This window comes from Clostridium sp. 7_2_43FAA, from assembly GCF_000158375.2.
In the GTDB taxonomy this organism is placed as follows: domain Bacteria; phylum Bacillota; class Clostridia; order Clostridiales; family Clostridiaceae; genus Clostridium; species Clostridium tertium.
The window spans coordinates 1,105,848-1,119,554 of record NZ_JH815222.1 but is presented as its reverse complement, the minus strand read 5'-3'; the positions used below and the strand labels follow the sequence as shown (position 1 = coordinate 1,119,554).

10 protein-coding genes and 1 riboswitch are annotated in these 13,707 nt (G+C 27.2%); all 10 genes read right to left on the bottom strand.

All coding sequences use genetic code 11. The features are described 5' to 3' along the window. Positions 1-36: 36 nt before the first annotated feature. The 10 genes from CSBG_RS06865 to CSBG_RS06820 all read right to left on the bottom strand — a co-directional run bounded on the left by CSBG_RS06865 (position 37) and on the right by CSBG_RS06820 (position 13,300). A complete protein-coding gene (locus CSBG_RS06865; RefSeq protein WP_008678224.1) occupies positions 37-1,350 on the bottom strand; it encodes an amino acid permease in 1,314 nt (437 codons plus the stop codon). 70 nt (positions 1,351-1,420) lie between these two features. Further along, positions 1,421-1,592, bottom strand: a riboswitch (Lysine riboswitch). Positions 1,593-1,653: 61 nt separating this feature from the next. Then, a complete protein-coding gene (locus tag CSBG_RS06860; RefSeq protein ID WP_008678223.1) occupies positions 1,654-4,089 on the bottom strand; it encodes a copper-translocating P-type ATPase in 2,436 nt (811 codons plus the stop codon). Between the two features lie 231 nt (positions 4,090-4,320). Beyond that, positions 4,321-5,112, bottom strand: coding sequence for an ABC-2 family transporter protein (locus CSBG_RS06855; RefSeq protein WP_008678222.1), 792 nt, complete (start codon positions 5,110-5,112; stop codon positions 4,321-4,323). 1 nt (position 5,113) lies between these two features. After that, a complete protein-coding gene (locus CSBG_RS06850; RefSeq protein WP_008678221.1) occupies positions 5,114-5,932 on the bottom strand; it encodes an ABC-2 family transporter protein in 819 nt (272 codons plus the stop codon). A 3-nt stretch (positions 5,933-5,935) separates the two neighbouring features. Then, positions 5,936-6,937, bottom strand: coding sequence for an ATP-binding cassette domain-containing protein (locus tag CSBG_RS06845; RefSeq protein WP_035285126.1), 1,002 nt, complete (start codon positions 6,935-6,937; stop codon positions 5,936-5,938). A gap of 333 nt (positions 6,938-7,270) precedes the next feature. Continuing rightward, on the bottom strand, positions 7,271-8,146 hold the full coding sequence (locus CSBG_RS06840) for a hypothetical protein (RefSeq protein ID WP_008678218.1): 876 nt from the start codon (positions 8,144-8,146) through the stop codon (positions 7,271-7,273). 340 nt (positions 8,147-8,486) lie between these two features. Beyond that, the gene (locus CSBG_RS06835; RefSeq protein ID WP_008678216.1) at positions 8,487-9,167 is read right to left on the bottom strand and encodes a response regulator transcription factor; all 681 of its coding nucleotides are present in this window, start codon (positions 9,165-9,167) and stop codon (positions 8,487-8,489) included. Continuing rightward, the gene (locus tag CSBG_RS06830) at positions 9,160-10,329 is read right to left on the bottom strand and encodes a sensor histidine kinase (protein WP_008678215.1); all 1,170 of its coding nucleotides are present in this window, start codon (positions 10,327-10,329) and stop codon (positions 9,160-9,162) included. Before CSBG_RS06830 ends, CSBG_RS06835 begins: the two co-directional genes overlap by 8 nt. Before the next feature lie 120 nt (positions 10,330-10,449). After that, a complete protein-coding gene (locus CSBG_RS06825; RefSeq protein WP_008678214.1) occupies positions 10,450-11,256 on the bottom strand; it encodes a cation transporter in 807 nt (268 codons plus the stop codon). A gap of 271 nt (positions 11,257-11,527) precedes the next feature. Beyond that, positions 11,528-13,300 carry a methyl-accepting chemotaxis protein gene (locus tag CSBG_RS06820; RefSeq protein WP_008678213.1) on the bottom strand — a complete coding sequence of 591 codons (1,773 nt, stop codon included), beginning with the start codon at positions 13,298-13,300 and terminating at the stop codon, positions 11,528-11,530. Positions 13,301-13,707 lie beyond the last annotated feature (407 nt).

The window sequence follows — 13,707 nt, the reverse complement described above, 5'->3', positions numbered from 1 at the left end:
ACTTTATTTTTACTATTTTATAATTTATTTATAATGTTATTTATTTTTATGATAATTATATATATAAAACGGAACTCCAAGTAACATAAGTATAAATCCCCACATTACAATTTCGGCACCCGATCCATATATAGTCCATATTGTATATATGAATGCTAATAAAGGAACAAAAGATTTCTTAAAGAAAATTTTTAAAGTTATTTCTTTTTCTCCTTTAAACATAAGCATAATTTCTGCACATGCAGTTAAAAGATATACTGGTAAAAATGCTAATGTTGCAAGTATAGTTATAAAAGTAAATGCTGAAACCATACTTTTTTGATAATTCATTATTAATAATATATTTACAAGTATTGATCCTATTATCAAAGCATGTGAAGGCGTTGAGTATTTAGGATGTAACTTTCCAAACACTTTTGGGAAAACACCATCTTCTCCTGCTGCATATGCAACTCTTGCTGTGGATAATAACCAACCAATAGTTGTACCTAAAATACATATAACTACTGATATTGCTAAAGGCTTTCCTATGGCAGACCCTAAAATATTAGTTAGTATATCAGTGAGAGGTGCAGAGCTTGTTGCTAATTCTCCATTTGGCATTGCTCCCATACTAGCTACACTTATTAAAATATATATTATTGCTGAAATTATCATTCCATAAATGGTGCTCTTTCTTACATTCTTTTCTGGGTTACTAATTTCACCTGCAGTTACTGTTGCACTTTCTAATCCAACAAAAGCCCACAAAGTAGAAGTAGCAGCAAGAGGAATTGATTCAAGACCTTTTCCATCTGGCATCAATGGCAAGAAATTAGCACTATCAAAATTTAAAAAAGCTACTACTACAAATAATCCAAAGAATACAATTTTAAATACTGTTACAAATGATTGTATCTTTCCAGCTTTCTTAACTCCAACAATATTTATAATTGTAAATATCCATAATATTGAACTAGTATATATTATTGATACTAATGGATTATTAAGTGCTGGGATTATTGCTGCGCTATAGCTAGCTAATGCTACTATTATAGCTGCATTACCAATCCATGAACCATTCCAATATAACCAAGCACTTAAAAAACCTGCAAATTCTCCAAAAGCTTCTTTTGTATATTGATAAGCTCCACCTGTAGATGGGTATTTAGATCCTAAATTAGCAAATGATATAGCTATCAAAATTGATCCTATTGTAGTTATTATCCAAGCAATCATTGTTGCTAGTGGTCCAGATACATCTGCTAATGTTGCTGGTAACATAAATACACCTGAACCTATCATATTGCCACACACAAGCATAGTAGCCATAAATAAAGTAATTTCCTTTTTCATATGCTTCTTTTCCATATTTTTCTCCTAAAAAAATAAGCCCAAAGATTACTCTTTGGGCTTGTATTTATTGCAAACTTTAAACAAACACAAAGATAGCTCCCCACAAATTATTGTGACAGTTTTGTATATATTTTATACAAAACCAGCTTATAATCCTTAAGCAAAATTATAAACTTCGGCAATAATTCCTTTCATATTAAATCATCGTGCTTACCTCATCAATACTAATATTAATTATTGCAACCTCTATCTACACTATTAAATTTACTTCTTAATTTTATCAAAAATTCTACACATGTCAAGAAATTTCGACATTAACTAAATATCAGCTTTAAATTTTCTAAGTCTTAATGCATTTAATAACACTGATACAGAACTTAAACTCATGGCTCCAGCTGCTATCATAGGGTTTAGTAATGGTCCACCAAAAATATGAAGTATTCCCATAGCTACTGGTATTCCTAATACGTTATATGCAAATGCCCAGAATAAATTTTGTTTTATATTATTTATAGTTGCTTTACTTAATTGAATTGCTTTTATAACGTCTACTAAATCACTCTTCATTAATACAATATCCGCAGATTCTATAGCTACATCTGTTCCTGATCCTATTGCTATTCCTACATCAGCTTGAACTAGTGCTGGAGCATCATTTATTCCATCTCCAACCATTGCAACTTTTTTATTTTCACCTTGTAACTTTTTGACTTCATTTGCTTTATCTTCTGGCAAAACTTCTGCTAATACAATATCTATTCCTACCTCTTTTGCAATAGCCTTTGCAGTTTTTTCATTATCACCAGTTATCATAGCCACTTTTATTCCCATATTATGAAGTGCTTCAATAGCTTTTTTACTATTTTCTTTAACTGTATCTGCAACAGCTACAATTCCTTTTAATTCATTATCTATTGCTAAGAACATAGGAGTCTTTCCTTCTTCTGCTAGCTTATTAGATTTATCTTGTAAACCTCCTAATTCTATTCCTCTTTCTGTCATTAGCTTTTTATTTCCTAAAGCAATAATATTACCCTCTATTTTTACTTCTATTCCATGACCTGGTATAGCTTTAAAATCTTCTATCTTCTTTAAAGTAATATTTTTTTCTTCTGCTGCTCTTACTATTGCTTCTCCTAAGGGGTGCTCTGAACCTTTTTCTGCACTGGCTGCTAATGCCAATATATCTGTTTCACTTATATCTTTACTTATTATATTTGTTACCTTTGGCTTTCCTTCTGTTATAGTTCCAGTTTTATCAAAAACTATAGTTTCTATTTTATATGCAGTTTCTAATGCTTCTCCACCTTTTATAAGAACTCCATTTTCTGCACCCTTACCCGTTCCCACCATGATTGCTGTAGGTGTTGCTAACCCTAAAGCACATGGACATGCTATAACTAAAACTGCTATAAATATAGTTAAAGAAAATACTGCTGATTCACCTGATATATACCAAGCTAAGGCTGCTATAATAGCTAATCCTATTACAGTTGGTACAAAATAGGCAGATATTACGTCTGCTAGTTTTGCTATTGGTGCTTTTGTTCCTTGAGCATCTTCAACTAATTTAATTATTTGAGCAAGTGCTGTATCATCTCCTACTTTAGTAGCTTTATATTTTATAAATCCTGTTTTATTAATACTTGCTCCAATTACCTTACTTCCTATGCTCTTTTCAACCGGAATACTTTCTCCTGTAAGCATTGATTCATCTATTGATGTATTTCCTTCTATAACTTCTCCATCAACAGGTAGCTTCTCTCCTGGTTTTACAATTACAATATCAGAAACTTTTACTTCTTCAATGGGAATAGTAAGTTCTTTACCATCTCTAATAATATTTGCAGTCTTAGGCGCTAATCCCATAAGCTTTTTAATAGCTTCTGAAGTTTTTCCCTTTGATACTGCTTCTAGATATTTTCCTAAAGTTATTAATGCAAGTATTACGGCTGCTGACTCAAAGTATAAATGCATTGCATACTCATGGTCTCCAATATTTATTTTATATATAGCAAATAAACCATAAATTACTGCTGCCGATGTTCCTATAGCTATTAATGAATCCATATTCGGACTTAATTTAAATAAGTTCTTAAATCCTACTAAATAAAACTTATAACCTACTATCATAACTGGTAAAGTTAATACAAGTTGAATTATTGCAAAATTTAACGGATTCATCATAGGATCTATAATATCTGGTAAATGCATTCCTCCCATATGTCCCATTGATATTATTAATAAAGGAATCGTAAATACTATTGATAAGATAAATCTATACCAAAGCTTTTTATGCGCTGGAATCTTATCTGATGCACTATCTTTCTTTTCTTCTACTATTAATTTATATCCCGCTTTTTCTACTATATTTTTTAAATCATTAACAGATATTTTATTTTCATCAAAAGTTATATTTAATTTTTCTGTTGCAAAATTTACTGATGAATTTATAACTCCATCTGCCTTTTTAGTCACTCTTTCAACTCTATTTGCGCAAGCAGAACAAGTCATTCCCTCGACCTTAAAACTATAATTTTTAGTGTTCTTTTCAACTCCATAACCTGCTTTTTCAACAGCCTTCTCAATATCCAAGCTATTTACTTTCTCATTGTCATATTTAACACTCAAAGTTTCAGTAGCAAAGTTTACATTTGCCTTATCTACTCCTTCAAGTTTATTTATTACTCGCTCAACTCTGCTTGCACATGCTGTACATGTCATGCCTAATATCTTAACTTTTTCTTCTTTCATACTAATACCTCCTCCAACCACCCCCCAGGGGTGTGGTATATTTTTATTATACTATTTTTATATGCAATGTCAATAATAATTCTCATTCAAAATGCAAATTTATATTATTTTGTAAATAATCAAATATTAGCTATGTATCATACAGTAAAACACCAATACTTATTGCTTTAACTATTTATTACTAAAATAAAAAGACATACATATACCTTTTAGTATACATATGTCTATTATTTAACTTCCTGCACTTTCATATACGCTAATTCCTTTTAACCATATTTTATACGATGCCGTTATAGATAGCAGGCTTATAATGAAAGGTAAAAAAACTCCAGTTAATGAATTTCCTTTTCCTATAAAATATGCACCTGGATAATATCCTGTAAATGCAAATGGTATAAGAAAAGTTAATATAAATTTTATAGCACTTGGATAAATACTTATTGGATATTTTGCAAAAGTACTTATTTGATATGCCATAAACATATGCGATTGTGAAAATTTAACCCAAAAGGCTATGGATGCTGTTGCAAGTTTTATTGAAGTATATATTAAAGTTGCACAAATAGTCACAAATATAAATTCTAATATTTTTATTGGATTATAGGAAATATTTAAATTCACTGATGCTGTTATTAGCAAAATAAATCCTATTATAACTTCTCCCAAACCATCTGGTTGAAAGCTTTCTGATATAACTTGAAATAATGGATTTATTGGTCTTAATAAATATTTATCGAACTCTCCTTTAACTATTGTCTTCCAACTAAATATCCATAAGTAATCAGTAAATATATGATCTATTCCCCTAGGAATTTGAGCGAACCCATAAATAAATAAAATTTCATAAAAACTCCATCCATCTAAAGTTGGGATAACATTGAAGATTAATTTTATAAATACAATACCAGCTAGTTGAACTAAAACAAACCCAATTAACCCCAATATAAAATCAATCCTATATTCCATTAATGTTTTTATATATTGCTTAAAAAACTTTACGTATAATTTTATATATTTAGCCATTCTATCCTCCTAATATAGTTAATTCTTTTATTAAAGCCTTCCACATTTGCTTCCCAATAATCATAAGTATAATTACCCATGAAAATTGAATTGTTATTGCTTTAATAATTTCAATATTAGTTAGTTTTCCTAGATATATCATACTAGGTGTATAAATCATAGAACTAAAAGGAAGGAAATTAAAAATTTCTTGCATCAAGCTTGGGAAAAACACTATTGGTATTAAGGCTCCAGATAAAAGCTGTGAAATAGCATTCATAATTTGAGTTAATCCCCACATATTTGTTATTTTAAAAGATAATAATCCAAATATATAACTATAATAAAAATTAATAAGAAATCCCGCAAAAATACTAATAAAATATAAAATTATATTATCTATAGAAAATTCCCCACTATAATTAACTTTTAATATAGTAACCACTACAAAACCTATAAAAAATACAACTATAAAGTTATACGCTAAATTCCCTAATGATTCAAAAAACATTCTTTTTTGGTAGTTTATTGGTCTAATTAAATTTATAGCTATTGAACCCTCCCTAACTTCTCTACTTATTATATAAGCTATATCAGCATTTACAATTACAGATGTTATAAATGATATAAGCACATAAACTATCATTTCATTTAGGTTAAATCCTTTTATAATCATACTATTAGAGCTTCTATATATAGCCTTCCATAAATAAAACGTTACAAATAATAGCATTAAATCTCCTAAAAAGAATAGTATAGCATTTGCTCTATATGAAAGATTTTTCTGAAATGTATTTTTTGTAAAGGTTAAATATGATTTTATGTCAAAAAAAGACTTCAATATTTACACCTCTTTTCTATATATCTTCTTTATAATCTCTTCAATGCTTGTCTCAATAATTGAGAAGTCCAAGATATCAAATTTAGATATTATTTTAGATATTATTTCTGCTTGGTTTGTAAAATTTCTATTAAATCTAACAATAATCTTATTTTCCAAGACCTTCATTTCTAAATTTTCCTTACTAATATTCATTTCATTATTAATATCAAATTTTTCATTTCCTTTTAAACTTTTAACTTGAACTTCTATAGTTGTTATATATCCATAACTACCCTTAATATCTGATAAACTCCCATCATATATCTTAATTCCATTATCTATTATAATTATTCTATTGCATAATTCTTCTATATCATTTAAATCATGAGTAGTAAGAATAACTGTAGTTCCATATTTCTTATTTATTTCTTTTATTGCACTTCTAACTTTTTCTTTTACCACTACATCTAACCCTATTGTTGGCTCATCTAAATATATAATTTTAGGATTATGTAATAAAGCCGCTGCCAAATCAGCCCTCATTCTTTGACCAAGAGATAAAGTTCTTACCGGACTTAAGATAAACTCGTTTATTTCTAAAACTTCATTTAAGAATTCCATCCGTTCTTTATAATCTTTATCATTTACATCATAAATATCTTTTAATAAAGAAAAGGTTTCAGAAAGAGGCAAGTCCCACCACAATTGTGTCCTTTGTCCAAAAACAACGCCTATATCCTTAGCATTTTTTTCTCTATCTTCATATGGAATTAATCCATTTATCGAAATAGTACCCGATGACGGAGATAAAATCCCTGTCATCATTTTAATAGTAGTAGACTTACCTGCACCATTTGCCCCTATATATCCAACAATTTCTCCATCTTCTATTTCAAAGCTAATATTATCAACAGCTTTTTTAATTATATATTCCCTAGAAAAAAATGACTTTATTGCACCTTTAAATCCTGGATACTTTTTATTACTTTTAAACTCCTTACTTAAATTTTCGACTTTTATCATGAACTCACCTACCTTTGCACCAAACAAAATATTTCCAGTTTATTCTACTCTCTCTATACTATCCAGTCAACAAATGATATATATAACTTGTGCATATAATATTTTTTTGTTTTTTGATACAATTTTAATATAAATTCTCTGTACTATTAACTAGTATTTTTTATATAAATATTAAATATTTATCTATATATTTGAAAAAATATGTGATCCAACCTCAATATAAAAATATAATTATTTTGTACTTTTAAATAAACTCAACACTTTATTAAATGGTAAATAAAATTTCTACTATAAAACAAAAAGCCACCTATAAATAGGTGACTAATACATTTTTTACTTAACTGAATCTAGAACATCTTGTACAGCTTTCACATAAGTTCCAACTTTAATTGAAACTCCTGATACTGCATCTGTATTTCCAGCATCGTTAGTTAATTTTATTTTTGAAAGATCGAAATTATTTTCAACCATGAACTTTTCTAATAATTCCATTTGTTCATGCCAATGTTTAGCTTCGCCTTCCTTCATTACATATTTACCTTCTTCTGAAGCTTTTTTCTTCATAGATCCATCTTCTTGTTTAACATCTATATTTACTCCAACTGGTTTTCCATGATTAAATACAACTTTTGTAACTACCATATCTTTTTTCTCTCCAGTTGAATCATATGGAGTTTCAGCTATTTTAGCTCCAGTGAATCCCTCTTCTAACTCTTTACCTTCTTTAACTGCATCTACAACTTCTTTAACTGCATTTACATATGCACCAACCTTAATTGATACTCCTGATACTGCATCTGTATTTCCAGCATCATTAGTTAATTTTACTTTAGATACATCAACTTTGTTTTCGTTTAAGAAAGCTTCTAATAACTCGATTTGTTCTCCCCAGTTTTTAGCTTCGCCTTCCTTCATTACATAATTACCTTTTTTAGCTTCTTCTTTTTTCATTGTTCCATCTTCTTGACGAACATCTAGTGAAACCTTTACTGCTTCTCCATCCTTAAATTCAACTTCTGTTACTATAACATCACCTTTTGCACCAGTTTCATCATATAAAGTTTCATATTTCTTTGTTCCTGTGAATTTCTCACTTTGTTCTGTTGAACTTGAGCTACTATTATTTGAAGTTGAAGGCTCCTTGCTTCCACATCCAACTAATAATGCAGTTGATAATAAACATACAGCAATTAATTTCTTTGATATCATAAAATTTATCCCCCTAAAATGATATTTACAAGCTAATTCTATACTGACTTTGTTTTTTTTTCAACAATATTGTTAAATTATTATCCTATACTCATATGATAAATTCATTTATTTATATAACATAAATTAACGTTTTATTACATATTGTCATATTTCTTTACACATTCATTTTATATTTCGCTGCTTTATTAATGAAATAATATATTTCTCTTATTTAATTCTATTATTTATAATATTTACCTATTTTGCACAAACAGCTGAAAACGAACATCAAACTTCATTTTTAGTCACTTTTTTAACACATTATGTCTCTTATACTTTATATACACAACTTGGTATATTATTTAAATTTATTATGATAAAACTCTTCTATATTATTCCTTATAGCATAAATTGTAGCTTGAACTCTATCTTCTACTTCAATCTTCTTGAATATGCTTGTAATATAATTTTTCACTGTTTTTTCTGATAAAAATAATTTTTCTGCAATTTCCTTATTTTTTAATCCTTTTGAAATTTCATATAATATATTTAACTCTCTATTAGTTAATAATTTCAAAGACTCTATTTCTTTATTTTTGCAAGCAACATCACTTTTAATATCTAAAAATATTGCCTTTATTAAAGACTTGTCTATATATTTCTCGCCTAAATACACATTTCTAATCGCATTTACAATTTCACTTCCGGCTGATTCTTTTAATATATATGCATCTGCACCTATGTCTATAGATTCCATTATAGTCTTTTTATCATTTTCTACTGTTAGCATAACTACTTTAATATCAGGATATAATATCTTTAAAGTTTTTAAAGTTTCTATTCCATTTTTTCCAGGCATATTTATGTCCAAAAGTATAACATCTGGATTATAATTTTTCATATTATTGAGAAGCTCTTCTCCACTTCTAAACTGTCCACATATTATCAAATCTTCTTCAAAACTTATTATTCTATTTAATCCTTCTCTTATTAAAGCATGATCATCTACTACTATAGTTCTAATTTTATTATCAATCATTTCTTATTACCTTTCTATTTATTGGAAGCCTTATTTTATATATAGTTCCTTCCCCTTTTGAAGATTTTACTTCTATTTTTCCCCTTAATTGTTTTACTCTTTCAAATATCCCAATCAACCCATACCTATTTCCTTTTTGTTTAGTATTTATTAAAGTTTCTTGTACATTAAAACCTATTCCATCATCTTGAATATAAATATATATATAATCCTTAATGTAATTAATCTTTATATCAACATATTTTGCTTTAGAATGTTTTTTTATATTATTCAATATTTCCTGCATAATCCTGTATATAGCAATTTGCATTATTTTTTCTACTTCATAACTTGATTCATCAACAATCATATCTATTTTTACATCGTTTTCTACTGATATAATATTTATCATATCTTTTATTGCATCCATTAATCCAAGTTCTTCTAAGTGCAATGGTCTTAAATCATAAATTATGCCTCTTACTTCTTTTAATGCCATTCTTATATTTGATTTTAAATCATCTAATTCATTTATTCCTTTTTCAAGGTCTTTTTTTACTACTACTTTACAAAAATCCACCCGCATCATTGCATTTGCAATATATTGGGCTGGCCCATCATGTATTTCTCTTGCTATTCTTTGCCTTTCTAACTCTTGATTTTCCAATATCTTTATTCCAACTATCATTTGAGACTTCTCATCTTGGTCATTTATTATATCTAAAATATTACCTTCTAAATATCCTAATGCTATATTTATTTGGTTAACCGCTCCTTGAGCCTCTTCTATGTTTAAATTATAATTTTTTAGGGTTCTTTCTAAATTATCTCTTTTTAAAATTAATTCTTTTTCTTCATTTTGTTTTGTTATATATCTCACTCTTATATCTACCGCTTCTTCATATACCTCTTTAAACAAATCCGAATCCACCTGAGATAATTTTTTTGATTCTTCTACTAACTTATATCTCATTGCTTTATCAGCTTTTTCTAAATAATCTACCTCATTAATAACTTTAGAAAGTCTACTTTTAATATCATAAAGTTCTTTCTTTTTTATTTCTAATTCATCTCTCATAGCATCTGCTATATGAAAAATTTTAGTTTTTCCTACATTAATTTCTTCTATTACGCCATCAATAATTTCTTTTATATCCTCAGAAGAATATTTCTCATTTACCATTGTACCCCACCAACTTTTCCTTAGATAAAATTATAAACATACTTTTAAAATACCATAATTTTATTAATTAGTAAAATACTTATATAAAAAGCTACCCTAGATAAATTCCAGGGTAGCTTTTTATATAGCCCATTTTTTATTTTTAGTAAATGATACATTCATCCACTTTTTTAAATCAAAATGGTTTGTATTTTTATCTATTATTTCTCTTACTTTATCCATATCCTCTATAGACTTTATTTTTGAATCCTTAGATACTATAAAGTCAATTTCTATTCTAAGTTCTCTTCCTACTTTTGCTACTCTTGCTATAGATTCTTCCAAATTATATTCTTCTTCAATTTCTTTTACTAACAAATTTATATCATAATTGATTTGATCATCAGCTGTAGAGTTTGTTATTTCTTTGAAAGCTTCCATTATAGAAGTTATAGGCATTTTCAAGAATATTGTTGAGCTTAAGATAACCATTCCTGGATCAACATAACTTGCTAAGTTTTCTAATCCAATATATTTTAAAATAATTGAAATTAAAAATCCTACTAAAACTCCTACACTTAACATAGAATCCATAAGCCATTGACTACTTTCAACTTTAACTATCTCAGAATTAAGATTCTTTGATGCTCTTCTCATATATAAATAAACTGCAGTACATCCAACAGATGAAATTAATGCATATCCTAATGCAAAACCTGCCTCAACATCATTTCCTCCATTTAAAACTTGCTTTATTGAAGAAAGCATAGTTATTACACACATTATCAAAAGTACTAATGATTTAATAATAACTAGCATTGGTTCTAATGTTGCCTTTCCAAAAGGATAATTTTTAAAATCACTCTTATTAATAAAATTTGTAGTAATAATTGCAAACACTGCTAGTCCTAGACTTATAAATGAGTATAATCCATCAAAAGCTATCATTTCTGAATGTATAGCTCATCCCCATGCAATACCTAAGACAGCGAAGAACAATCCACCAATTGCTGAAAACTTAAGAATTTTGTTTTCCGCCTTCATAATATCACTCCTTCAACCTGAAATCTTCTAATATTATTTTATTCTTTTATATTGCATCTTTCAATTCATTAAAACGTTCTATATTTTTTATTAATATGACTATCTTTCATTTTTTACTTTCTAATAAAAAGCATAAAAGTACATCATATAGATTGTATCTATCCCTAAAACTAATTTACTTTATCTTAAATTTATTAATTTCAATATTTTTCTCACTAGCATTATTATTTAACTCTTCACCAACTTCTGCAACTCCTTGAGCCATAATACTTAATTCGCTTGAAAAAGTTTTTATTTCTTCTGAAGAACGTGATATTTCACCTAATAACACTCGTGATTTTTCTATTGAATCTATAATAGTATTTTTTTCAGATGATACTTTATCCATTTTATTATTTACATCTGTCATTTTAGGAACTATTTCAATTATTTTATCTACTATATCTTTAAATGATACTATTGAATTATCTATTACACCATATTGCTTTTCCAACTTGAAATTCATAACATTTGAAGTTTCTTTTACATCATTACCTTCTTTAATTACATCTGTTAATAGCTTATCAATATCAAGAGATGAACTTTTAACCTCTTCTGCAAGTTTTCTTATTTCATTTGCTACAACTGCAAATCCCTTTCCAGCTTCACCAACCCTTGCTGCTTCAATAGATGCATTTAATGCTAATAAATTAGTTTGATCTGCTATTGAATCTATGAAAATAGCTATATTCTTTATTTTTTCTAATGAATAATATAAATTTTTCAATTCATCATTCATATATAATGAAGAGTTTTGTATATCAATCTTTGAATTTTGTAGCATTATTAAATCTTCTTTATTCCTGCTTAATTGATTATTTACATTACTTAGCAAATAGTTAGTTTCATTAATTAATTCTTTAATTTCTTGAATTGACACTCCAAATCCATTAAGTAAATTGCTTATTTCTTTTGTATCTTCATTTTGAATATAAATATTTGAATCAACTTCTTGAATTGTAGCTGTCACTTCTTCTGAAGCCGCTGCCATTTCTTTGCTTGAGTTAGATAATTTTTCTATATTGATAGTTTCCTTATTTGATGAAATTATTATTTGATTTATCATTTTAGAAATTTTTTCTTGCAATACATTTATATAATCAGCTATTAACTTAATTTCGTCATTACTATTAACATCTACTACTTTAGTTAAATTACCTTCTGAAATTGTAACAAGTCCATCTATAACTTTTTTCACACCTCTATTAATACTCTTTGATAAGGCATATGATACTATACTGTACACAATAATTAAAATAATTGCTAATATACCTAGCTGAATAAGTATTACTTCTTTTACATTTATAATTTCTGTAATATCCTCTCTAACCTCTAATATAGCATCAATTCTTCCACTTACCCCTATAATTGGATAGTATGATTTTATTAAGGTATTCTTTTTCTCCTTAACTTCTGTAGATATAACCTCTCCAGCAAAAACTTTATGTAATTCATCATTTAATACTATTTTCTTACCAAAATTCAACAAATTACTTTCTGTGTCTACTATTATTTCAGCATTTTCATTATTAGTTTTAGTCAATATAGCCGCATATATAACATTTTCATTGCTTTTTGCATTTGATAAATCATTTTTTAATTTCTTATAATCATAACTTCCTGTTGTCTTATCTTGCATTATGGCACTTATATCTCCTGTAGATATACTTCCTTTAATATTCTTACCTCTAGCTAATACATCTTTTTCAATTGAGTTTAGCAATCTATTAAACATTAGTATATTAATGCTTAATAATATGATCATTGCTATTACTGTTACTGTTACTGTGATACTAAAAATCTTTTTTCCTATTGTACTTGCCCTTTTCTTTGACCTTTTCTTCGAACTCTTATTTTCTTTTACTTTCTTATGTTCCTTATTATTTTTTCTTAACCCTCTTTTTTTCATTATTTGCCCCCTAATTATTATTTAATATTTACTATGTTATAATTTTAATCACTTAGTAACTTTTTTGTAAATATACGTAATTTTGTAATAATTTTAAAATTTATACTACTATTAATAACTATTCTTTATTATTATTTTTTTATAAATCAATAGAATATAAACTTTATTTGCATAATATTATAAATCACTCAAGAATTCTATTAAGCCTAAAATAGCTTACGGCACTTTTTCAAAATTTTATCCTTACTATTTCATATTATTGAATATTAATTTACTTATATTTAATTTAATATTCGAGTAATTTAGTTAAATCTTTATTTGTATTATTAAATAATATAAAAAGTGTATATATTTAGTAATTTCTTCCACAAATTCTTGAAATTATTATCACTTCGAGGTAAACTATA